Origin of the sequence: Streptomyces canus (genome assembly GCF_001514145.1) — a bacterium.
Lineage (GTDB): Bacteria > Actinomycetota > Actinomycetes > Streptomycetales > Streptomycetaceae > Streptomyces > Streptomyces canus.
In genome coordinates, this window is the sequence record NZ_KQ948668.1 from 135,207 (window position 1) to 156,731 (window position 21,525).

Sequence of the window (21,525 nt, forward strand, 5' to 3'; positions counted from 1 at the left end):
CCACCGAGAGGAACCCCACCGTGATCGACATCGCCAGGGAATACCGCGTGGCCCTGCCCGCCTGGATCGACGACGAACTCGCCGACGTGCCCGCAGCCGTACCCTCACGCGAGGGCCGGATGCGTCTCGTGCACCGCCTCGCCGACCGCAACTGGCGCGAGGGCAACGGCGGTCCGTTCGCCGCACTCGTCGCCGAGCGCGCGTCCGGACGGATCGTTTCCGTCGGCGTCAACGTCGTCCTGTCCAGTGGAGTCTCCAGCGCGCACGCCGAGGTCGTCGCGCTCGGCCTCGCCCAGATGGCCACCGGCAACTGGGACCTCGGCGGCGACGGTCTGCCGGCTCACGAACTGGTCGTCAACTGGCGTCCCTGTGTGCAGTGTTACGGCGCCACGATGTGGTCCGGGGTACGCGGCCTGGTGGTCGCGGGGCAGGGCCCGGAACTGGAGGAGATCACCACGTTCGACGAGGGCCCGGTCGGCTCCGACTGGGCCGAGCAGTTCGAGACACGAGGCATCGAGGTCGTGGGAGACGTCCTGAGGGACGAGGCGCTCGCGGTGTTCCGCAACTACCGCAAGGCCATTGACGAGTCCGACGAGGTCGTCGTCTACAACGCGCGCGGGGGAACCGAATGAGCCCTCGTTTCGCGACCGACGTCATCACCTTCTACCACCCCGGATTCTGGGGCCTCGACTCCGCCGACGCGGTCCGCGACTGGGCCGCGGATCACCCGGACCGCTTCTGGCAGCGGGTGCTGGACACGCTCGCCGAGACCGAGGTCACCGGCATCGAGCTGACGTTCGCGCCCGGAGACATCGACTCGGCCCTGCGCGCCTACGGCGGCGCGGAGGCGTTCCGCCGGGAACTGGCCGACAGGGGCCTGGCCGTCGTCAGCGCCTTCGTCGCCGACAGCGACGCCCCCGACTGGCGCCACGGCGACAACCTCCCCGCGATCGTCGCCGACGCCGAGCGCCGCGCCGCCTTCCTCGCCGAGGTGGGCGCCGACGTCCTCGTCGCCGGACTGCCGATGAGGGCGACGTACGGCACCCGCCCGCCCTTCTTCGTCGACGCCGCCTACATGACCCGCATGGCCGACATCGCGCACGCGGTGGGCGAGGCGGTGTCTCGGTACGGGGTGCGGCTGGCCTTCCACACCGAGTCCCACAGCACCCTCTGGTACGAGCGGGACATCGACCTCTTCATGGCCCTGACCGACCCGCGCTATGTCTGGCTGTGCCCCGACTCCTGCCATATCGCCCTGGGCGGCGGCGACCCCGTCGCGGTGGCCCGGCGCCACACTCCGCGCACGGCCCTGGCCCACTGGAAGGACGCGGTCGCCCCGATCGACGTCCACCTCACGATCGACGACACGGTGTACTCCCAGCAGCAGCCGTACATGACGGAGCTGGGCACGGGGATCGTCGACTGGGAGGGCTGGGCCCACGCGATGTCCGGTACGCCCGGCGCGGGTACGGTCCTGATCGAACTGGACGAGGCCGCCGATCCGGTGGCCGCGCTGCGGTCGGGCACGGCGGTGGCGAAGCGGGCGCTAGCGGCGCAGTTCTCCGTGAGCGGTCTCCGGGAGCCGCAGATAGACCAGTGACGAGCCGAGGCACAGGACGGCCACGTACCACGGAAAAGCTCCCGCCTGCCCCAACTCCTTGAAGAGCGTGCCCACATACGGGGCCGTCCCCCCGAACACCGCGACCGTCAACGAGTAGGGGAACCCGATCCCGGCCGCCCGCACCCGCGCCGGGAACACCTCCGCGTTCACCGCCGCGCTGATCGACGTGAACCCGGTCAGCAACACCATCCCCGCGCACTGCACGAGCAGCAGCACCACGAAGGAGTCCCGCAGCGCGTGCAGCAGCGGCACGCTCAGCAGAGCGAAGCCCAGCCCGAAGAACAGCAACAACGGCCGGCGCCCGAAGCGGTCCGACAGCAAACCGCCGAGCGGCTGAAGCACCCCGAAGAAGGCGAGCGAGATCGTCCCCGCGAGCAATGCGTCCGACTTGTCGACACCGGCGTTGAGTTCGGCATACGTCGGCAGATACGACGTCCACGTGTAGTACGCGATCGTGCCGCCCATCGTGATCCCGCAGATCAGCAGCGACTCGCGCGGATGGCGCCGCAACCCCTCGAGGAGCCCGGGACGCGGCGCCCGCCGCTGCTCCTCGCTGCGCGTCTCCTGCGCGCCCTGCCGGATCCAGAACCCGACCAGGGACAGCACGGCCCCGAGGACGAACGGGACGCGCCACCCCCAGCCGTCCATCCGCCCCTCGTTCAGTGTGTCCACCAGCAGGGTGGCGATCCCGGACGCGAGAAGCTGCCCGGCCGTCGTCGACACGTACTGGAAGCTGGAGAACAGCCCGCGTCGGCCGGGCCGCGCCGACTCGACCAGGAAGGTTGTCGAGGCGGCGAACTCCCCTCCCACGGACAGCCCTTGGAGCAGTCGCGCGAGCACCAGCACGACCGGAGACAGGACGCCGACCGCCGCGTACGTCGGTGTCAGTCCGACCAGGAGACTGCTGCCGCCCATCAGCAGGATGGTGACCGTCAGCGCCGAGCGCCGCCCGTGCCGGTCCGCGATCGCCCCCATCAGCAGCCCGCCGACCGGCCGCATGAAGAACCCGACGGCGAACACCGCGAACGTCGACAGCAGCGGCACCAGCGAGTTGTCCGCGCCCTTGGGGAAGACCGCGCCGGCGATGTAGGTGGCCAGAAACGTGTAGGCGTACCAGTCGTACCACTCCACGGCATTGCCCACGGAGGCGGCGAGAAGCTGCCGTGCGGGTCGTCCTGTGGGCAGCACGTCCGGAGGTGGCGTCTCTGTCATGATCGCGACCATCCCCCGATCGAGGTCCGGCACACCTCCCGTACCCGCGACTTTCACATCAGCGCCACCGGACCCTTCCCTGACGTTTGTTGCACTTGGAACACTCGCTGCGCGCACCTTCCGTCACGTTCCGGTCATCGGTGCGCAGGATTGAGAGGTCCCACACCCATGTCCGATGTCAACCGGCGCAGATTCCTCCAACTCGCGGGTGCCACCACGGCCTTCACCGCCCTGTCGAACAGCATCCAGCGCGCCGCCGCGCTTCCGGCCCATCACCGCACGGGGACGATCCGGGACGTCGAACACGTCGTCGTCCTGATGCAGGAGAACCGGTCCTTCGATCACTACTTCGGCTCGCTCAGAGGTGTGCGCGGTTTCGGCGACCCGCGCCCGGTGACCCTGCAGAACGGCAAATCCGTCTGGCACCAGGCGGACGCGACGGGCAAGGACGTCCTGCCGTTCCGCCCCGACGCCGACGATCTGGGCCTGCAGTTCATCCAGGACCTCCCGCACGGCTGGAACGACGGACATGCCGCCTTCAACGGGGGCAAGTACGACAAATGGGTCCCGAACAAGGGCTCCACGACCATGGCGTACCTGACCCGCGAGGACATCCCGTTCCACTACGCCCTGGCCGACTCGTTCACCATCTGCGACGCCTACCACTGCTCGTTCATCGGCTCGACCGACCCGAACCGCTACTACCTGTGGACGGGTTACACGGGCAACGACGGCCAGGGCGGCGGCCCGGTCCTCGGCAACGACGAGATCGGCTACGGCTGGACGACCTACCCCGAGCGTCTGGAGAAGGCCGGCGTCTCCTGGAAGATCTACCAGGACGTCGGCGACGGCCTCGACGCGAACGGCTCCTGGGGCTGGATCCCGGATGCCTACCGAGGCAACTACGGCGACAACTCGCTGCTCTACTTCAACCAGTACCGGAACGCCAAGCCCGGCGACCCGCTGTACGACAAGGCCCGCACCGGCACGGACTACACCAAGGGCGAGGGCTACTTCGACCAGCTGAAGGCCGACGTGAAGGGCGGAAAGCTGCCCCAGGTCTCCTGGATCGTCGCTCCCGAGGCCTTCACCGAGCACCCCAACTGGCCCGCGAACTACGGCGCCTGGTACATCGCCCAGGTCCTGGACGCGCTCACCTCGGATCCCGCGGTGTGGGCGAAGACCGCCCTGTTCATCACGTACGACGAGAACGACGGCTTCTTCGACCACGTGGTCCCCGCCTTCCCGCCCGGCTCGGCCGCCCAGGGCAAGTCCACGGTCGACCCCGCTCCCGACCTGTTCAAGGGCGACAGCAGCCACCCGGCCGGCCCCTACGGCCTCGGCCAGCGTGTGCCCATGCTCGTCGTCTCGCCCTGGAGCAAGGGCGGTTACGTCTGCTCCGAGACACTCGACCACACCTCGGTCATCCGCTTCCTGGAGACCCGCTTCGGCGTCCACGAGCCCAACATCTCGCCCTGGCGGCGCGCGGTCTGCGGCGACCTGACCTCCGCCTTCGACTTCTCCCGCAAGGACACCAAGCCGGTCGCCCTCCCGGACACCGACGGCTACGAGCCGCCGGACCGCGAGCGCCACCCCGACTACGTGCCGGTGCCGCCCGTCGTCGGCGCCCTGCCGAAGCAGGAGCGCGGACTGCGCCCCGCCCGCCCGCTGAAGTACGCCCCGCACGTGGACGGTTCGGTGGACGCGGCGCGCGGCAGGTTCACGCTGGCCTTCGCCTCCGGGGCCAAGGCGGGCGCCGCCTTCCTGGTGACCTCCGGCAACCGCACCGACGGGCCCTGGAGCTACACCACCGAGGCCGGCAAGACCGTCTCGGACACCTGGAACTCGGCGTACTCGAAGGGGTCGTACGACCTGACGGTGCACGGCCCGGCCGGTTTCCTGCGCGTCTTCAAGGGGCCGAACGGGACCGCCGGTCCCGAGGTCACCGCCCGCCACGAAGGTGACGACGTCGAGCTGACGTTCACCAACAAGGGCTCCGGCACGGTCCGTCTGAAGGTCGTGAGCGGCTACGGGGACCCCGCGAGGACCTTCACCGTGCGGGCCGGTGCCACCGCCCGGCACACCTTCCGCCTCGCCAGGAGCCGGCGCTGGTACGACCTCACGGTCACCTCCGACGCCGATCCGGCGTTCCTGAGGCGATTCGCCGGACATGTCGAGAACGGGCGCACCGGAGTGAGCGATCCGGCCGTAATCACCAGGTAAAGCCGCCGCGGGAGCGGTCGTTCACCTGGCCGGATCGCCGTGGTCCCGGGGTAGTGTGCCCCGGTGACCACGCATTCGAACACACCTGCAGGCTGGTACCCCGATCCGCACGGAGCGTCCCAGACGCTCCGTTACTGGGACGGGGCGCAGTGGACGCAGCACACGCACCAGGACCAGCAGGGGGCGGGGCAGGCCCAGGCTCAGGCCGTGCAGGCCCCGCCGGTCCAGCAGGCACCGCAGATACCTCAGCAGTCGGCCGGTCCCGACCCGCGCGTGCAGCGTCAGGTGCAGCAGCAGGCCGGGGTCACCGCGGGCGGGCCCGGCGGCGGCACGCTGTTCTCCGAGCCGGTGCTCGTGGTCAACCAGAAGGCCAAACTGATCGAGCTGACCAACGAGTACAAGGTCATGGATCAGAACGGCAATCAGGTCGGCTCCGTCACCCAGGTCGGGCAGAGCGCCTTCCGGAAGATCGTGCGGTTCCTCTGGAGCATCGACCAGTTCATGAAGATCAGGCTGGAGATCCGCGACGCCCACGGGCAGCCGGTCATGCTGCTGACCCGGCCGGGGAAGATCTTCAAGTCGCGGGTGATCGTGGAGCGTCCGGACGGTTCGCCGGTCGGTGAGATCGTCCAGCAGAACATGATCGGGAAGATCAACTTCGCGATGATGGTGAACGGGCAGAAGGTCGGCGCGATCAAGGCGGAGAACTGGCGGGCCTGGAACTTCGCGATCGTCGACCACACCGAGAACGAGGTGGCCCGGATCACGAAGACGTGGGAGGGGCTCGCCAAGACGATGTTCACGACCGCGGACAACTACGTGCTGCAGATCCACTACCAGCTGCCCGAGCCGCTGCTGAGCCTGGTCGTCGCCACCGCGCTGACGGTCGACACGGCGCTGAAGCAGGACGCCCGCGGGTTCGGCTGAGCGTCCCTACAGCGGTGTGAGGTGCCCCGGCTCCGGCTGCCGGGGCACACGCTTCTCCCGCAGCGCCGGTTCCACGGACGCCGTCGACGGCTCCAGTGCCAGTACCGCCGCCACCGGGTGGTCGTCGTCCACCGGCACCGGGGACATCCGGGTCAGCAGCACCACACCCCATGCCGCCAGGCCCGCTCCCGCCAGTGCGAGCAGCACACCGGCCGCGCCGCCCCGCAGGCTCTCGCCCAGCAGGGAGAGGCCGATCACCGCGGCGGCCACCGGGTTGGCCAGGGTCACCACCGCCAGCGGGGCGCCCAGGCCGTCACGGTAGGCGGTCTGGGAGAGCAGGAGTCCCCCCGCGGCGAAGGCCGCCACGAGCAGGGCCACGCCGATCACCTGGACGCTGAGCAGTGACTCGGAACGGTCCGTCGCGGCCACCGTCACGGTCTGGGTGAGCGCGGAGGCCACCCCCGAGGCGACCCCCGACGCCGACGCGTGCCGTATTCCGGGCCGGGCGCCGGGACGGGCCAGCAGACCGATCAGGGCCGCCGTCACCGCCGCCACCGCCACCGCCTCGGACGTGCTCAGCACCTTTCCGGGCGCGGACCCCGACGCCACCACGAGGATCGCGGCGAGGCCGGCCAGCGTGTACGCCGTGCCGCGCCACTCCGTCGCGCTGACCCGGCGCCCCGCGATCCGCGCGCCCAGCGGCACCGCGGCGACCAGAGTGAGGGCGCCGAGCGGCTGGACCACGGTCAGGGGGCCGTACTTGAGGGCGACGACGTGCAGCAGGGCGGCCGCCGCGTTGAGCGCGACCGACCCCCACCAGGCGCCCGAGCTCAGCATCCGCAGCACACCCGAGCCGGGGTTGCGGGAGGCGAGGCGCTCCTGGGCGACGGCGGCGGCCGCGTAAGCGACAGAGGAGAGCAGGGAGAGGGCGAGGGCGAGCAGGGTGGCGTTCATCGGCCAGCTCCGACCAGGACGTTCTCGTTGGGGTCGGCCGGGCCGAGCTTCTCCTGCGCCCGGCCCGCAGTGGTGGCCGTCCGGTGCGGCGAGCGAAGCGAGATGGGGCTCCCGCCGGACGAAGTCCGGGGGCGAATGACCGCGAGGGCGATGCCGAGCAGGGCCGTCGCCACGACCGCGTCCATCCAGTAGTGGTTCGCCGTCCCGACGATCACCACCAGGGTCACCAGCGGGTGCAGCAGCCACAGCCAGCGCCAGCGCGAGCGGGTGGCCACGATCAGGCCGATCGCCACCATCAGGGCCCAGCCGAAGTGCAGCGAGGGCATCGCCGCGAACTGGTTGGAGAGGGTGTCCGTCTGCGGCGGGCCGTACACGGAGGGGCCGTAGACCTTCGCGGTGTCGACCAGGCCGGCCGCCGCGAGCATCCGCGGCGGGGCCAGCGGGAAGACGAGGTGCAGCACCAGGGCGGCGCCGGTGAGCAGGGCGAGGACGCGGCGGGCCCAGATGTAGTGGGCGGGGCGCCTGAGGTACAGCCAGACCAGGAAGGCGACCGTGGCCGGGAAGTGGACGGTCGCGTAGTAGGTGTTCGCGAGGTGCGCGAGGGTGTCGCCGTGCAGCAGCAGCGACTGCACCGAGCCCTCTCCGGGCAGATCCAGGACGCGTTCCCAGTGCCACACGCGGCCGGCGTTGTGGTAGGCCTCGGTGGTGTGGCCCGTGACCAGTTGCCGGCCGAACTTGTAGACGAGGAAGAGTCCTACGACGAGCAGGAGCTCACGGACGAGCGGCGGCCGCGCTGTGGCGCTCGGCTTCGCTTCTGCAGGCTCGGTGAGGGCATTCATCCCCCGGCCCCTTCGCTGATGGTGGTGCGGCTACTGAAATCTGAACAAGTTGGTGACTCGTCCTGATTCCGAAACTCATCGATACGACCTCGTACCGATACGCCAGTGTACCGATACGACCGGGTACCGGTACACTGGCGTATCGATAGACATACGACACACTGGAATCCGGGAATGAAACGCGGCGGCCTCGAAGCAGGCCGGCCGCCGAGGCGAATGAGGGGATGAGCTGATGACGTCGCAGGCCGCGGACGGACCGGAGACGGTCGCCGCCTCGCGCCGCTCCAAGATCACGCCCGAGCGTGAGCAGGAGTTCTTCGACGCTGTGCTCGAACAGATCCGTGAATGCGGATATGACGCCGTGACCATGGAGGGCGTCGCCAGCAGCACCCGCTGCAGCAAGTCCACCCTCTACCGGCAGTGGAAGACCAAGCCCCAGTTCGTGGTGGCCGCCCTGCGCTCCCGCCGCAGGTCGAAGTTCGACGGGATCGACACCGGATCGCTCGCCGACGATCTGCGCGAGGCCGCCCGGGCCGCGGGCCGGTGGTCGATGCACGACACCAAGCTCCTCCAGGCGCTCGGCCACGCCGTCACACAGGACGCGGAGCTCGCGCAGGCCCTGCGTGAGGCGCTCATCGACCCGGAGATCGCCGCACTGAGGCACATCCTCCAGCGTGGGGTCGACCGGGGTGAGATCGCCGCCGGACACCCGGCGCTGGAGTACATCCCGGCCCAGATGTTCGGCGTCATCCGCGCCCGGCCCGTCATCGACGGGGAGTACGCCGACCCGGACTACCTGGTCCGCTTCGTGGAGGCGGTCATACTGCCGGCACTCGGACTGACCTGAGACCCAGGCCGCCGTCCACGGGATGACGGGACGGTGACCTGCTCGCGCCGCACCGTGGGGACGGGGGCGGCGCGCACCCCCGGCCGCGTGGGGTTCCTCTCGAGCGGAGAGGCGCCCCACCCGGCCGACCGGTGTCCGGGACCGGCCGTCAGACGTCCTGGCCGCTGCCGCCGCCCTTCGACACCTCGATCCCCTTGGTGATGTCGTCGATCACGGTCTGGCCCTCTTCGACGTCTACACCGAACCGCACCACGACGATCTGCTGCGGGTTCGCCGGGGACGGGAAGGCCAGCGACTCGACATAGCCGTCGGAGCCCTTGCTGGTGACCGCCTTCCAGCGGACCTTGTAGCCCTTCTGCCCCGCCACGGTCACCGCCTCGGAGGCGAGGACGTCGTGCGAGGTGATCGAGCCGTAGGTCTTGCCGCCGTAGGACTGCTCGGCGTTCGCCTCGATGTCGGCCTTGGCGACCTGCTCGGCCGTGCTGCCCTTGGTGCCCAGCGCCAGGGCGGGCGCCGAGTAGGCACCGCCCTTCGTGCACTTCTCGGCGGTGTCGCCGGGGCAGGCGTAGGAGTCGTTCGAGGTGACGGACGCGCCGACCGAGATCTCCTGGCCGTACCAGTCCTGCGGGATGGGCAGGCTGATCCCGTCGATCGAGTCGGTCACCGAACCGCTCTCGATCTTCGGCGCCTCGGACTCCTGCGGCGAGGGCGACGCGCCCCCGGAACCCCCGCTGCCACCGGAGCCGCCGGACCCTCCGTTGCCGCCGAACGGTCCGCCCTGACCCCCGGTGCCGCCGGGCCCGCCCTGGCCCCCCGGCCCCTGCGAGTCGGCCGTGCCGCCGCCGTTGCCGTTGTCGGCCAGCGCGTACACACCCACGCCGATGCTCGCCAGGACCACGACGGCCACCGCGACGGCTATGCCGATACGGCCGCGCCGCGACCCGGCGGGCGGCTGCGAGGGATACGTCGGATAGGCCGGGTAGGCTCCGGGGGCCCCCGGGCTCGCGACCTGTTCCGGAGGACCCCATGCGGCGGCCGATCCGGCGGGCCGGGTCCGCTCCGTCCACGCCTTGCCGTCCCACCAGCGCTCGGTGGCGGGACCGTCACTTGTCTGCCCGGGATCGGGGTACCACCCGGGGGGAGTCTCCTGCGTCATGCCCCCACCGTATGAGCCCTCGGTGAAAGAGGGATGAGAGGGGCGCCGGCCGATCCCGCGCATCTCGCCCGACAGGGATGACTGACTGATGGTCAGCTTTGTTGACGGCAGGTCACGGGCAGGCCGCGTCGCCTGCCCGTACCCGAGGTCACCCGTGAAGGCAAGAGCTGCTCCGACCGCCCTCCGCTTCCGCACCCGGACGGCTACGCTCGAGATCTGTACGTCGTTCGGGCGACTTGGGGAGGTAGCGGGATGACGGAGGTACGGCCGGTTGCGGCCGCCCCGGCCTCGCTGTGGGAGCGCGACGAGGAACTCGCCGCCGTCGAACGGGTGGTGGACTCCCTGTGCGCGGGCCGCACATCCTCGGGCAGCGTGCTGGTGATCCGCGGCGAGGCGGGCTACGGCAAGACCGCCCTGCTGGCCGAGACCCGCCGTATCGCCGAGGCACGCGGCTGCACGGTCTGGTCGGCCCGCGGCGGCGAGACCCTCAGGTCCGTCCCCTTCAACGTCGTACGACAACTGCTCCAGCCCGCCCTGGTGTCGCTGATGCCCGAGGAGGCCCGCGAGTACCTCGGCGACTGGTACGACATCGCCGGCCCCGCTCTCGGCATCGCGGACCCGGGGGAGCGGCAGGCCGACCCGCAGGGCGTGTGCGACGGACTGGTCGCCGCGGTGCGCCGGCTGGCCCGCCGGGACTGGCCGCTGGTGCTGATGGTCGACGACGCCCACTGGGCCGACCAGGAGACCCTGCGCTGGCTCGCCGCCTTCGTCGAGCGCCTGGACGACCTGTCCGTCCTGGTCGTGGTGGCGCGCCGCCCCGGCGAGGCCACCGCCGAGAGCGCCCGCCTCCTGGAGACGGTGGCCTCCGCCGCGGGCGGCCCCGTCACCAACCTCAGCGCCCTCACCCCGGACGCCGCCGCGGGACTCACCCGCGCCACCCTGGGTGAGCACGCCGACGCCCCGTTCTGCCGCGAGGTGTGGGCCGTCACCGGCGGCAACCCGTACGAGACCGTCGAACTCCTCGCCAAGGTCCGGGACAGCGGGATGGAGCCCGGCGAGGGCTCGGCGAACGAACTGCGGGAGCTGAACCGCTCGGCCCGCGGCGGCGGCCTCGTCTCCCGCCTCGAGGAACTCGGCATCGACGCCACCCGGTTCGCCTGGGCGGCCGCGATCCTCGGGTCCGACATCTCCGTCGGCCTGGCGGCCCGGCTCGCCACCCTGAAGCCGGAGAAGGCGGCGCTCTGCGCCGAACTGCTGCGCGACGCCCGTATCCTCACCGACTCCGGGACGGAGGACGGCGAGCTGGAGTTCGTCCACCCGCTGATCGCCACCGCCGTCTACGACTCCATCCCCGACGCCCTGCGCACCGCCATGCACGGCATCGCCGCACAGCTCGTCACCGACTCCGGGCTGGGCGCCGCGGCCGCCTCCCGGCACCTGCTCCAGGTCCACCCGGACGACGACGAGGAACTCGTCGAGCAACTGCGTGAGGCCGCCCGCGAGCACCTCCTCGTCGGCGCCCCCGACGCGGCCCGCCGCTGTCTGGAGCGCGCCCTGGTGGAGCCCCCGCCACCCGAGGTCCACGCGCGTGTGCTCTTCGAACTCGGCTGCGCCACCCTCCTGACCGCCCCCGCCAAGACCATCGGCCACCTCCAGACCGCGCTCGCCATGCCCGGCCTGGAAGGCTCCGCCCGGGTGGACGCCGTCGTCCGTCTCTCCCAGGCCCTCATGCACAACAACCAGCTGGAGGAGGCGGTCCGCACGGTCGAGGCGGAGGCCGCCCGGCACGAGGAAGGCCCTGCCAGACTCCGCCTGCAAGCCGTGTAGTACACCTGGGAGGGGCTCTACCCGGGCGAGGCCACCTCCCCGGCGCGCTCCGAGCGCCTCGCCGCCCTGGCCGCCACCTGTGCGGGCCGTGACAACTCCGAGCGGGCCCTGCTCATCCTGCGGGGATTCGACGCGATGGCCCGCGGCGAGAGCGCCGAGGAGATCGCCGAAGCGTGTGACCGCGCCCTCGTCAACGGCCGCCTCGCACCCGGACTCGGCTGGACCGACACCGAGTGGGGCCTCGAACTGCCGCTGATGCTCGCCAGCGCGTACGTCTTCACGGACCGGCTCGATCGCGCCGAGGCCCTGTACACCGACGCCCTGCGCACCTACGAGTCGGCCGGCTGGAGCGGCGGCCACCTCGCGCTCGCCCATGCCTACGTCGGCCTCGCCCACCGCCGGCGAGGACGGCTCCGGGAGGCGGAGACCTCCCTGCGCGAGTCGCTCCGGCTCGCCGAGCGGGTGGGACGAGGGCTGCCGCTGTACTGGTCGGCGACCTGCAACCTCGTCGACACGCTGCTCGCGCGCGGGCATGTCGAGGAGGCATGGGCGATCGCCGAGCAGTACGGGTTCACGCCGCCGTATCCGTCCACGATCGTGCTGCCCGATCCCCGGTCGGTGCGGGGACGGCTGCTGCTGGCCGTCGGCCGGACCAAGGACGGCATCAACGAACTGGACGCCGCGGAGAAGGCGGCGGCCGTGCGGGGGCATCACAACCCGGTGCTGGTGCCATGGGCTGTCGATCTCGCCCGGGCGCTCGCCGGTGAGGACCCGGTGCGGGCCGCTCAGCTGGCCACGGATGTCCGGCGGCATGCCGAGCGGCTCGGTACGGACACGGCCATCGGCGAGGCGTTGCGGTGTGCCGCCGCGCTGGAGACCGGGCAGCGAGCGGTGCGGCTCGCCGCGCAGGCGGTGGCCTATCTGGAGGCCTCTCCCTGCCAGTACGAGCACGCGGCGGCCCGGGTGGAGTACGGCATCGCGGCGCGGTCCGTGGCCGAACTCAATCGGGGCTTGGCGCTGGCGCGTTCGTGCGGGGCGGACGGGTTGGTGGCGCAGGCCCGGGAGGTGCTGGAGACGGGGCGTGGGTTGCGGTGACCATGTGAGTCGTTCGTCCGGGCACTACAGCGCGAGCAGTTGGTCCGTCAGCGCAGCCAGGCGCTTCTGTACGTCCCTGTCGTACGTATCCTCGTGCGCCCGCGCCGGACTCGTCCCGTCGAAAAAGCGGCCCGTGCCCACGTCCTGGGTGGCCAGGGCCAGGACTCCGGGAGCGCCGTCGGCCACCGTGGACCACGGGGCCACCCCGCCCTCTCGGACCATCGCCGTGTCCATGAACGTCGCCGGGTGGAGGACGTTCACCGCGACGCCCGTGTCCGCCAACTCCTCGGCCAGGCTGAAGGTGTGGGCCGCCAGGGCGAACTTGGCGCGACAGTACGCGGCGAAGCCGGCATAGCCGCGGGTGAACTCCGGGTCGTCGAGGGCGACCGGCTCCTGCCCCACCGAACCGACGTTGACAATCCGGGACGGGGTGTTCGCCGTGAGCGTCGGCAGCAGGGCACGCGTCAGGGCGACGGGCGCCAAGTAGTTGACCGCCAGGCGCAGTTCGTGACCGTCGGCGCTCACCTCCCGGCCCGAGCCGGGCGAACCCGCGCCCGCGCCCGCATTGTTGATCAGGACATCCAGCCCGGGGTGGGCCTCGGCGACCCTCGCGCCCAGATCACGCACCTGGGCCAGGGACGCCAGGTCGGCCACGAAGCCCTCGGCCTGCCCCTCGGACCGCAGCTCCGCCACCAGGCTCCCGGTGCGGCCCGGGTCACGGCCGTGGGCGAGGACGGTGTGGCCGGAGCGGACCAGTTCGAAGGCGACGTAGCGGCCGAGACCGGAGGTGGCACCGGTGATCAGAATCGTGGACATGCTCCCACCGTAGGCACACGAGGGGAGCATCCGCTGCTGTGGAAGCTGCTACTGCTGGGGTCACCCTTCTTCTTCGGCGAGCACCCGCTGGGCCGTGGCGAACGCGGAGTTCGCCGCCGGTACCCCGCAGTAGACGGCCGTCTGGAGCAGTACGGCCCCGATCTCCTCCGGCGTGAGCCCGTTGCGCCGCGCCGCGCGCACATGCATGGCCAGTTCGTCGTAGTGGCCGTGGGCGACCAGCGCCGTCAGTGTGATCATGCTGCGCTCGCGGCGGCTGAGCGTCGGGTCGGTCCAGATCTCGCCCCACGCGTACCGTGAGATGAAGTCCTGGAAGCGCGCGGTGAAGGGGGTCTGCCGGGCCTGTGCCCGGTCCACGTGCGTGTCCCCGAGCACCTCGCGCCGCACCTCCATGCCCCGCTTGGCACCCCCGCCGAGGTGTGCGCGCAGGCCGGTGAGGACGGCTTCCGGGCACTGGGCCGGTGCCAGGTGCGATGCTCCCGGGAGTTCGACGAGCGTGGCGCGCGGCACCGCGTCGGCGATCTCCCGCAGATGGGGCGGCGGGGTCGCCGGGTCCTGCCGGCCGGCGATCAGCAGGGTCGGCGCGGAGATCTCGGCCAGCCGGTCGCGCAGGTCGAAGGAGGCCAGGGCGTCACAGCAGGCGGCGTACGCCGACGGATCGGCCTCGGCGTGGTCGCGGATCAGTTCCGGAACGCTGAAGTCGCCCGCGAACCAACGGGAGTTCGCGCTCTCCAGCAGCCACTGCAGCCCCTCCCGGCGGACCCGCTCGGCCCGCTCCTGCCACGGCTTGCTGCCGTCGAAATGGGCCGAGGAGCAGATCACCGCCAGCGGCTCGACGCGGTCCGGGTGATGTACGGCCAGGTGCAGACCGACCGCACCGCCGAGCGACACCCCCGCGTACCCGAACCGCTCGATGCCGAGCGAGTCGGCGAGCGCCAGCACCAGGTCGGCGAGGTCGCCCACGGTGGCGCCGGGACCGATCAGACCGGCCGCCGAACCGCCGTGCCCGGGCAGGTCCCAGCGGACCACCCGGTGGCTGATGGACAGTTCGGGCGCCACCTTGTCCCACAGGGCGTACGACGTCCCGAGCGACGGCCCGAGCAGCAGCGGAGGAGCAGAAGCGGGGCCCTCGGCACGGTGGTTGAGGAGTTTCTCGGTCAAGGTCGCTCCAGAGCACGGTCGGTGAGGGCTCCGGCGGAGCCGGTGTAGCGGGCGGGATCGGTGAGTGCGCCGAGGTCGACGTTTTTCAACTCGGGCTCGCGTGCGAGGAGTTCACCGAGGGAGGGGTCTTCGGCGTACGTCCGTTTGGCGAGGTCCGTCAGCAACGCCTTGGCACGGGCCCGGCCCAGCACGGGTGCCAGCTCGGCGGACAGCCGCTCGGAGACGATCAACCCGTGGGTGAGATCGAGGTGTTCCCGCATGGTGTCGGCGTGGACCCGCAGCCCCTCGGTCAGTTCGGCGGCGTCCCGGGCGGCTCCGCCGACCAGCCGCAGCAGGTCCCTGAGCGGCTCCCACTCGGCGTGCCAGGCACCGGCCGGCCGCTCGTCCTCTGCGGTGAGCGAGCCGTACAGCGTGGCCGCGAGCTGCGGGGCGCGTCGGGCGGCGGCGGCGATCAGCGTGGACCGTACGGGGTTCGCCTTGTGCGGCATGGCCGAGGAACCGCCTCCGCTGCCCTCCGCGATTTCGGCGATCTCGGTACGGCCGAGCACGAGGGCGTCCGCGGCGATCTTGCCCAGCGCTCCGGCGGTGAAGGCGAGACATCCGGCGAGGTCGGCGATCGGGGTGCGCAGGGTGTGCCAGGGGAGCAGCGGAGCCCGGAGGCCGAGTTCCGCGGCGAAGGCCGCCGTGAGGGCCTGGGCGTCCTCGGTGCCGTAGACCGTGAAGGCGGCCAATGTCCCGGCGGCGCCGCCGAGTTGGGCGGGCAGGGAGTCCCGTACGGTTGCGACCCGGTCCCGGGCGTCCAGCACCAGCGCCCGCCACCCGGCCGCCTTCAGACCGAATGTCGTCGGCACGGCGTGCTGGGTCAGCGTCCGTCCCGGCATCGCGGTGTCCCGGTGCTCGGCGGCCAGCCGGGCCAAAGCCCGCTGGACGCGGTCGAGGTCCGCCAGCAAGAGGTCGAGCGTGCGCGCCGCCACCAGCATCGTCGCCGTGTCCAGGATGTCCTGGCTGGTGGCGCCCCGGTGGACGTACGGGCCGTACTCCTCGCCGACCGCCTCGGTGAGGTCGGCGACCAGGGGGATGACGGGGTTGCCGCCGCCGCGCGCACGGTCGGCGAGGGATCGTACGTCGAAGCGGTCCGCGTGGGCCGCCTCGGTCACCGCGTCGGCCGCCCCCGCCGGGGCGAGACCCAGACGGGCCTGGACCCGGGTCAGTGCCGCCTCCGCGTCCAGCAGCGCCTGGAGGTAGGCGCCGTCGGCGGTCGCGGAGGCGGCGGGGGAACCTGCCCACCCGGGGGCGAGCAGGCCGGTGTCCGGATCGGGAGACGTCACTGGAACTCCAGGAAGACCGTTTCGCCTTCGCCCTGAAGGCGGATGTCGAAACGGTAGGTGCCATCGCCCTGCTCACGCGCGATCAGCGTGTCGCGCCGCTCCGCCGGTACCCGGGCCAGCAGCGGGTCTGCGGTCAGGGCCGCCTCGTCGCCCGGCAGGTAGATCCGGGTGTACAGGTGCACCAGCAGCCCGCGCGCGAAGACGCACACGCTGATGTACGGCGCGCTCTGGCCGCGCGCGCCCGGCCGCAGTGTCCGTGCGGTCCAGTGGCCGTTGGCGTCGGTCTGGATGCGGCCCCAGCCGGTGAACTCCACTCCGTTGCGGCCAAGGTAGCCACCGCTCGCGGGGTCGCGCCGGATCGAGCCGTCGACCTGCGGGACGTTGCCGTCGGGGTCGGCGCTCCACAGCTCCACGAAGGCGTCCGGCAGCGGGTTGCCCTCGCCGTCCGTGAGGTAGCCCTGGAGCACGATGGTGTCCGGGTGGCCGATGGGCGCGATGTCGCCGCCGCCGGGGAAGGGCAGGGCGTGGCCGTAGAAGGGACCGACGGTGTGCGACGGGGTCGGCAGCACGGTCTCCGGACGGCTCGGGTCGATCTTCGTCATGGCTGGTCAGCGTCCTTCTTCGATCCAGGTGGCCTGCGGTCCGTCGAGCACGATGTCCCAGTGGTAGCCCATCGAGAACTCCGGAACGGACAGGCCGTGGTCGTACGTCGCGACGAGCCGCTGGCGGGCCGCGTCGTCCGTCACGGACTGGATGATCGGGTCGTACGGGAACAGCGGGTCGCTCGGGAAGTACATCTGCGTCACGAGCCGCTGGGTGAACGCCGTGCCGAAGATCGAGAAGTGGATGTGGGCCGGCCGCCAGGCGTTGACGTGCTGGCGCCACGGGTACGGGCCCGGCTGGACGGTGGTGAAGCGGTAGAAGCCGCTGTCGTCGGTCAGCGTGCGGCCGACGCCCGTGAAGTTCGGGTCCAGTGGGGCGTCGTGCTGCTCGCGCTGGTGGGCGTAGCGGCCGGCCGAGTTCGCCTGCCAGATCTCCACCAGCTGCCCGCGCAGCGGACGGCCGTTGCGGTCCAGGAGCCGCCCCTCGACGGTGATCCGCTCACCGATCGGCTCCCCGGTGTGCTGCCGGGTCAGGTCGTTGTCGATCTCGGTGATGTCCCGTTCCCCGAAGGCGGGCGACCGCAGCTCCACCAGCTCCGGGTCCTTGGACACGTCGATGCTGATCGGCGGCTGTTCGGGGTGTCGCAGCACGGAGGACCGGTAGGGCGCGTAGTCGCGGCGCGGCTGGTGCTCGACGGGAGCGCCGTCCGCGAGCCGCTTCTCGTAGGCGGCGTGCTCGGCGGCGATTTCCCGGTCGATGTCGTGCTGGGTGAGAGTCATGGTGATTCCTGTGTTTCGCTAGCGTTCGAGGACGTCAATCGCTCAGTGCACTGACTATTTCAGCCGGGTTTCTCTTAAGCTGCCACTGTGGCAGCCTGGCGTCAAGGCTCACTACTCTTCAGTGCACCAACCAAATGACTCGGGAGCGCACATGGCCGCGGTGGACCTCACCACCCACCCCGGGCACCTCGCCCGGCGGCTCCAGCAGGCGCACTACCTGCTCTGGAACACGATGGTCTCCGAGGAGATCACCTCGCCGCAGTTCGCGGTCCTGAACGCACTGGTCGCCGAACCGGGGCTCGACCAGCGCACGGTGGGCGAGCGGGTGGGTCTCGACCGGTCCACCATCGCCGAGGTCATCAGCCGGCTCGGCAGGCGCGGACTGCTCGACAAGGTCCGCGACCCCCAGGACGGCCGCCGCTTCCTGCTGCGCCTGACCGACGACGGGGTGCGCACCCACCGCAAGCTGACCGTGCGCACCGCCCGGATGAACCAGGTCTTCCTGGGCCCGCTCTCCGCCGCGGAACAGGGCCAGTTCTTCGAGCTGATCCGCCGGGTCGCGGACGCGGCGGAGGGGCTCCGCAATCCCGCCGAACCCCTCGTCACCCAGCCCTGATCACGCCTTCGCGAAGACGATCCACACCTGGCCCTTGGCGAAGTTCACCCGGGAGCCGTCCTTGGTGGTGAACTCCGTACCGTCCGTGGCCGTCGCCCGCTTCCAGTTCACGTCGTACGCGCGGCCGTCGCGCAGCACCTTCGCCCTGCCCGAGCCCACCGTCACCGTGTACGGCGTGTTGTTGCCGAGGAAGTCGTGAAAGGCGGACTTGCGCACCTTCACGTACTGCACGACGACCGTGGCCGGGGCCAGCCGCTTTCCGTCGGACGTCACGTCGGGGGTGCCGTCCATCGAGACCAGCCAGCGTGCGCGGCTCTGCGACCAGGTGAAGGTGAAACGGGCGGCCGGGAAGCGGACCGTCTCCGAGGTGTCCTCGGTGCCGCCGGCGGGCGCGGGGCCGTAAGTGAAGCCGGTCGTCAGCGCGGCGGCGCCCGGCGTGGCCGGCACCAGGCGCTTCGGACGCAGGAAGAGGTTGTGCGGGGAGACCTTGTCGGGACCGCGGAAGTAGGCGCGGGTCGCCTTCTCGGGGGTCTGGGGGACCAGTGGCGCCCCGTTGATGAGGGGCATCAGCTTGCCCTGGGCGCCGGAGAAGGCGAGCGTCGGGTCGTCGAACTGCCGCAGCAGCTCCAGGTCCGACTCGCGGGCGCTGCGCACCGGGCCGACGGCCTTCGGCAGCTTGGTCGCATACACCGCCATGAGCCGGCTGAGCCCGCCCTCGACCTGCTCGGCGTAGACGACGTCGGCGGAGTCGATGCCGGTCTGCGGGCGGGCCGCCCGCACGTTGTCGATCTTCACGGCGAGCACGGAGGGACCGTCGGCCTCCTCGCTCGGTTCCGGTGTGTTCGATGGTGAAGGGCTCGGTTGATCCGTGCGGAACTGTCCGCGTCCGTCGTCGGCGGGGGCACGGGGTGTGCCGTGCCCCGTGCAGCCCGCGGCGAAGAGACCGGCGGCGGTCAGCAGTGCCGCCGCCGTACGGGCGCGTCGCGCGCGCCCCCTGTGTTCCGTATCCGCCATGCCCACCATGCCCACCCGTCTCGTGTCTTTGATTGTGCGCTTATAAGTTCATTGGTGGCCATACCCGTCCGTTTCTGATTAGTCGCGTCGAGTACGCCGATCGGCCCTGGATCGTGGTTCGGCGGAGGCGCCCCGGGTACCCGGGGCGCCTACCCAGGACCGACACGCGAGGTGACGGAGGGAGTGCCCGGCGATGAAGGCTGTGACCTGGCAGGGCAAGCGGGACGTACGGGTGGAGGAGGTGCCCGATCCGAAGATCAAGGAACCGACGGACGCGGTCATCCGGATCACCTCGACCGGATTGTGCGGCTCCGACCTGCATCTCTACGAGGTGCTCACCCCGTTCATGACGCCGGGTGGCATCCTCGGCCATGAACCCATGGGCATCGTCGAGGAGGTCGGCGCCGGGGTGCCGGACCTCGCGGTGGGCGACCGGGTCGTCGTGCCCTTCCAGATCGCCTGCGGCAACTGCTGGATGTGCATGACCGGGCTGCCGACCCAGTGCGAGACCACCCAGGTCAGCAGCGAGGGCATGGGCGCCGCCCTGTTCGGCTACACCCGGCTCTACGGCGCCGTACCGGGCGCCCAGGCCGAGTACCTGCGGGTCCCGCAGGCCCAGTTCGGACCGATCAAGGTTCCCGAGGGCCCGCCGGACGACCGCTTCGTCTACCTCTCCGACGTACTGCCCACTGCTTGGCAGGCCGTCGCCTACGCGGACATCCCCGAGGGCGGCAGCGTCGCCGTGCTCGGTCTCGGCCCCATCGGCGACATGGCCTGCCGGGTCGCGCAGGTGCGCGGCGCCGGGCGGGTCTTCGGCGTGGACCTGGTCACCGAACGGCTGCGGCGGGCCCGTGCGCGGGGCGTGGAGACGTACGACCTCAGGAGCTTCGACAGCGAGAAGGAGCTGGTCCAGGCGATCCGCGACGAGACCGACGGACGCGGCCCGGACGCCGTCATCGACGCCGTCGGCACCGAGGCCCACGGCAGCGCGGCCGCCCGGCTCGCCCAGAACGCCTCGGCCCTGCTGCCCAGGAAGCTCAGCGGGCCGTTCGCCGAGCGCTTCAGCATCGACCGGCTCGCCGCCCTGCACACCGCCATCGAACTGGTCCGCCGCGGCGGCACCCTCTCGCTGACCGGCGTCTACGGCGGCACGGCCGACCCGCTCCCCATGCTCACCATGTTCGACAAGCAGATCCAGATCCGGATGGGCCAGGCCAACGTGCGGCGCTGGAGCGACGAGATCATCCCGTACCTGACGGACGAGGACCCGCTCGGCGTCGACGACTTCGCCACCCATCACGTGCCGCTGTCGGACGCCGCGCACGCGTACGAGATGTTCCAGAAGAAGCAGGAGGGCGCGGTCAAGGTGCTGATGCGGCCCTGACCCGGCGCGTCACCCCAGGATCTCGTCCAGGTCGTACCGCACCGGTTCCTCCAGCTGCGCGTACGTGCAGCTGGAGGCCGTCCGGTCGGGCCGCCAGCGGCGGAAGCGGGCGGTGTGGCGGAACCGTACGCCGTTCTCCATGTGGTCGTACGCCACCTCCGCCACCCGCTCCGGCTTGAGCGGCACCCACGACAGGTCCTTCTTCCCCGACCAGCGGCTCGGGGCCCCGGGCAGCCGGGCGCTCTCGTGCGCGGCTGCCTCCGCCCAGGCCGCCCAGGGGTGCCCGGAGGGGTTCTCCATCCGCAGCGGCTCCAGTTCGTCGATCAGCTCGGCGCGCCGCTTCATGGGGAAGGCCGCGGACACGCCGACGTGCTGAAGGGTGCCCGCCTCGTCGTGGAGCCCCAGCAGCAGGGAGCCGACGACGGGGCCGCTCTTGTGGAGCCGGTAGCCCGCCACCACCACGTCCGCCGTGCGCTCGTGCTTGATCTTGAACATGGCACGCTCGTCCTGCAGATAGCGCAGGGTGAGCGGCTTGGCGATGACACCGTCCAGGCCCGCGCCCTCGTACTGCTCGAACCAATGGCGGGCCACGTCGATGTCCGTGGTCGCCGGTGCGAGGTGCACCGGGGCCGTCACCCCGGACAGAGCCGTCGTGAGCAGCTTCCTGCGGGCGGTCAGCGGGACGTTCAGCAGTGATTCGTCCTGGAGGGCCAGCAGGTCGAAGGCGACGAAGGAGGCCGGCGTCCGCTCGGCGAGCGTCCGCACCCGCGAGGCCGCCGGATGGATGCGCTCGGTCAGCGCGTCGAAGTCGAGTCGGCCCTCCCGCGCGATCACGATCTCCCCGTCCATCACGCAGCGCTCGGGCAGCCGCTCCCGCAGTGCCTCCACCAGCTCCGGAAAGTACCTGGTCAGCGTCTTGCCGGTACGGCTGCCCAGCTCGACCTCGGCCCTGTCCCGGAAGACGATGGCGCGGAACCCGTCCCACTTCGCCTCGTAGTGCATGTCCGGCGGGATCTTCGCCACCGACTTGGCGAGCATGGGCTTCACGGGGGGCATCACCGGCAGATCCATGGTCCGATTCTGCACGCGCCTGCCCCGAAATGCC

The 21,525-nt window shown here is 71.3% G+C and carries 18 protein-coding genes and 1 pseudogene; 8 read left to right on the plus strand and 11 right to left on the minus strand.

Annotated elements, in window-relative coordinates; translation table 11 throughout:
- Nucleotides 1-20: 20 nt before the first annotated feature.
- Entirely contained in the window at nt 21-632 is a 612-nt protein-coding gene (locus AQJ46_RS34735; protein WP_059209332.1) for a nucleoside deaminase, read from the plus strand.
- A complete protein-coding gene (locus AQJ46_RS34740) occupies nt 629-1,600 on the plus strand; it encodes a sugar phosphate isomerase/epimerase family protein (RefSeq protein ID WP_059209333.1) in 972 nt (323 codons plus the stop codon). Before AQJ46_RS34735 ends, AQJ46_RS34740 begins: the two co-directional genes overlap by 4 nt.
- Here AQJ46_RS34740 and AQJ46_RS34745 read toward each other — a convergent pair.
- A complete protein-coding gene (locus AQJ46_RS34745) occupies nt 1,547-2,845 on the minus strand; it encodes an MFS transporter (RefSeq protein WP_059209334.1) in 1,299 nt (432 codons plus the stop codon). The two genes, AQJ46_RS34740 and AQJ46_RS34745, sit on opposite strands and share 54 nt — an antisense overlap.
- Nucleotides 2,846-3,001: 156 nt before the next feature.
- Between AQJ46_RS34745 and AQJ46_RS34750 the strand changes: the two genes are divergently transcribed.
- Together AQJ46_RS34750 and AQJ46_RS34755 are read left to right on the plus strand one after the other, a co-directional pair.
- Nucleotides 3,002-5,056 (plus strand): phosphocholine-specific phospholipase C, encoded by a 2,055-nt coding sequence (locus AQJ46_RS34750; protein WP_059209335.1) that lies wholly within the window; start codon nt 3,002-3,004, stop codon nt 5,054-5,056.
- 63 nt (nt 5,057-5,119) lie between these two features.
- Nucleotides 5,120-5,983: a phospholipid scramblase-related protein gene (locus AQJ46_RS34755; protein ID WP_057610136.1), complete on the plus strand. Its 864-nt coding sequence runs from the start codon at nt 5,120-5,122 to the stop codon at nt 5,981-5,983.
- 6 nt (nt 5,984-5,989) lie between these two features.
- Here AQJ46_RS34755 and AQJ46_RS34760 read toward each other — a convergent pair whose 3' ends face one another.
- The gene (locus tag AQJ46_RS34760; protein WP_059209336.1) at nt 5,990-6,937 is read right to left on the minus strand and encodes a DMT family protein; all 948 of its coding nucleotides are present in this window, start codon (nt 6,935-6,937) and stop codon (nt 5,990-5,992) included.
- Nucleotides 6,934-7,776, minus strand: a complete 843-nt coding sequence (locus tag AQJ46_RS34765) for a phosphatase PAP2 family protein (RefSeq protein WP_059209337.1) — start codon at nt 7,774-7,776, stop codon at nt 6,934-6,936. The genes AQJ46_RS34760 and AQJ46_RS34765 overlap by 4 nt, the downstream gene beginning before the upstream one ends.
- A 232-nt stretch (nt 7,777-8,008) precedes the next feature.
- On the opposite strand from AQJ46_RS34765, the gene AQJ46_RS34770 reads away from it, so the two are divergent.
- Entirely contained in the window at nt 8,009-8,623 is a 615-nt protein-coding gene (locus AQJ46_RS34770) for a TetR/AcrR family transcriptional regulator (protein ID WP_059209338.1), read from the plus strand.
- Nucleotides 8,624-8,771: 148 nt separating this feature from the next.
- On the opposite strand, the gene AQJ46_RS34775 is transcribed toward AQJ46_RS34770, so the two are convergent.
- A complete protein-coding gene (locus AQJ46_RS34775) occupies nt 8,772-9,779 on the minus strand; it encodes a DUF2510 domain-containing protein (protein ID WP_059209339.1) in 1,008 nt (335 codons plus the stop codon).
- A gap of 252 nt (nt 9,780-10,031) precedes the next feature.
- On the opposite strand from AQJ46_RS34775, the pseudogene AQJ46_RS34780 reads away from it, so the two are divergent.
- Nucleotides 10,032-12,701, plus strand: a pseudogene (locus AQJ46_RS34780) (ATP-binding protein).
- 24 nt (nt 12,702-12,725) lie between these two features.
- On the opposite strand, the gene AQJ46_RS34785 reads toward AQJ46_RS34780, so the two are convergent.
- The 5 genes from AQJ46_RS34785 to pcaH are packed head-to-tail and all read right to left on the minus strand — an operon-like array spanning nt 12,726 to nt 17,406.
- A complete protein-coding gene (locus tag AQJ46_RS34785; RefSeq protein ID WP_059209340.1) occupies nt 12,726-13,517 on the minus strand; it encodes an SDR family NAD(P)-dependent oxidoreductase in 792 nt (263 codons plus the stop codon).
- A gap of 60 nt (nt 13,518-13,577) precedes the next feature.
- Nucleotides 13,578-14,696 carry a bifunctional 3-oxoadipate enol-lactonase/4-carboxymuconolactone decarboxylase PcaDC gene (pcaDC, locus tag AQJ46_RS34790; protein ID WP_059209341.1) on the minus strand — a complete coding sequence of 373 codons (1,119 nt, stop codon included), beginning with the start codon at nt 14,694-14,696 and terminating at the stop codon, nt 13,578-13,580.
- Nucleotides 14,693-16,024: a 3-carboxy-cis,cis-muconate cycloisomerase gene (pcaB, locus tag AQJ46_RS34795; protein WP_059209342.1), complete on the minus strand. Its 1,332-nt coding sequence runs from the start codon at nt 16,022-16,024 to the stop codon at nt 14,693-14,695. The genes pcaDC and pcaB overlap by 4 nt, the downstream gene beginning before the upstream one ends.
- Nucleotides 16,021-16,626, minus strand: a complete 606-nt coding sequence (pcaG, locus tag AQJ46_RS34800; RefSeq protein ID WP_059209343.1) for a protocatechuate 3,4-dioxygenase subunit alpha — start codon at nt 16,624-16,626, stop codon at nt 16,021-16,023. The genes pcaB and pcaG overlap by 4 nt, the downstream gene beginning before the upstream one ends.
- 6 nt (nt 16,627-16,632) lie before the next feature.
- Nucleotides 16,633-17,406, minus strand: coding sequence for a protocatechuate 3,4-dioxygenase subunit beta (pcaH, locus tag AQJ46_RS34805; protein ID WP_059209344.1), 774 nt, complete (start codon nt 17,404-17,406; stop codon nt 16,633-16,635).
- Nucleotides 17,407-17,557: 151 nt separating this feature from the next.
- Here pcaH and AQJ46_RS34810 point away from each other — a divergent pair, with 151 nt between their 5' ends.
- Nucleotides 17,558-18,022 (plus strand): MarR family winged helix-turn-helix transcriptional regulator, encoded by a 465-nt coding sequence (locus tag AQJ46_RS34810; protein ID WP_057610147.1) that lies wholly within the window; start codon nt 17,558-17,560, stop codon nt 18,020-18,022.
- On the opposite strand, the gene AQJ46_RS34815 is transcribed toward AQJ46_RS34810, so the two are convergent.
- Entirely contained in the window at nt 18,023-19,045 is a 1,023-nt protein-coding gene (locus tag AQJ46_RS34815) for a DUF3048 domain-containing protein (RefSeq protein WP_059209345.1), read from the minus strand.
- Nucleotides 19,046-19,229: 184 nt separating this feature from the next.
- Here AQJ46_RS34815 and AQJ46_RS34820 point away from each other — a divergent pair, with 184 nt between their 5' ends.
- The gene (locus AQJ46_RS34820) at nt 19,230-20,420 is read left to right on the plus strand and encodes a zinc-dependent alcohol dehydrogenase (RefSeq protein ID WP_059209346.1); all 1,191 of its coding nucleotides are present in this window, start codon (nt 19,230-19,232) and stop codon (nt 20,418-20,420) included.
- Nucleotides 20,421-20,429: 9 nt separating this feature from the next.
- Here AQJ46_RS34820 and AQJ46_RS34825 read toward each other — a convergent pair whose 3' ends face one another.
- Nucleotides 20,430-21,491 (minus strand): ATP-dependent DNA ligase, encoded by a 1,062-nt coding sequence (locus tag AQJ46_RS34825; RefSeq protein ID WP_059209347.1) that lies wholly within the window; start codon nt 21,489-21,491, stop codon nt 20,430-20,432.
- Between the last annotated feature and the right edge of the window lie 34 nt (nt 21,492-21,525).

What these genes read in the sequence shown, in the direction of transcription:
- AQJ46_RS34815 (WP_059209345.1), bottom strand. Translation starts at nt 19,045, where the DNA reads ATGGTGGGCATGGCGGATACGGAACACAGGGGGCGCGCGCGACGCGCC.
- AQJ46_RS34810 (WP_057610147.1), top strand. Translation starts at nt 17,558, where the DNA reads ATGGCCGCGGTGGACCTCACCACCCACCCCGGGCACCTCGCCCGGCGG.
- pcaH (WP_059209344.1), bottom strand. Translation starts at nt 17,406, where the DNA reads ATGACTCTCACCCAGCACGACATCGACCGGGAAATCGCCGCCGAGCAC.
- pcaG (WP_059209343.1), bottom strand. Translation starts at nt 16,626, where the DNA reads ATGACGAAGATCGACCCGAGCCGTCCGGAGACCGTGCTGCCGACCCCG.
- AQJ46_RS34740 (WP_059209333.1), top strand. Translation starts at nt 629, where the DNA reads ATGAGCCCTCGTTTCGCGACCGACGTCATCACCTTCTACCACCCCGGA.
- AQJ46_RS34825 (WP_059209347.1), bottom strand. Translation starts at nt 21,491, where the DNA reads ATGGATCTGCCGGTGATGCCCCCCGTGAAGCCCATGCTCGCCAAGTCG.
- AQJ46_RS34785 (WP_059209340.1), bottom strand. Translation starts at nt 13,517, where the DNA reads ATGTCCACGATTCTGATCACCGGTGCCACCTCCGGTCTCGGCCGCTAC.
- AQJ46_RS34760 (WP_059209336.1), bottom strand. Translation starts at nt 6,937, where the DNA reads ATGAACGCCACCCTGCTCGCCCTCGCCCTCTCCCTGCTCTCCTCTGTC.
- AQJ46_RS34770 (WP_059209338.1), top strand. Translation starts at nt 8,009, where the DNA reads ATGACGTCGCAGGCCGCGGACGGACCGGAGACGGTCGCCGCCTCGCGC.
- AQJ46_RS34820 (WP_059209346.1), top strand. Translation starts at nt 19,230, where the DNA reads ATGAAGGCTGTGACCTGGCAGGGCAAGCGGGACGTACGGGTGGAGGAG.
- AQJ46_RS34750 (WP_059209335.1), top strand. Translation starts at nt 3,002, where the DNA reads ATGTCCGATGTCAACCGGCGCAGATTCCTCCAACTCGCGGGTGCCACC.
- AQJ46_RS34775 (WP_059209339.1), bottom strand. Translation starts at nt 9,779, where the DNA reads ATGACGCAGGAGACTCCCCCCGGGTGGTACCCCGATCCCGGGCAGACA.
- AQJ46_RS34765 (WP_059209337.1), bottom strand. Translation starts at nt 7,776, where the DNA reads ATGAATGCCCTCACCGAGCCTGCAGAAGCGAAGCCGAGCGCCACAGCG.
- AQJ46_RS34745 (WP_059209334.1), bottom strand. Translation starts at nt 2,845, where the DNA reads ATGGTCGCGATCATGACAGAGACGCCACCTCCGGACGTGCTGCCCACA.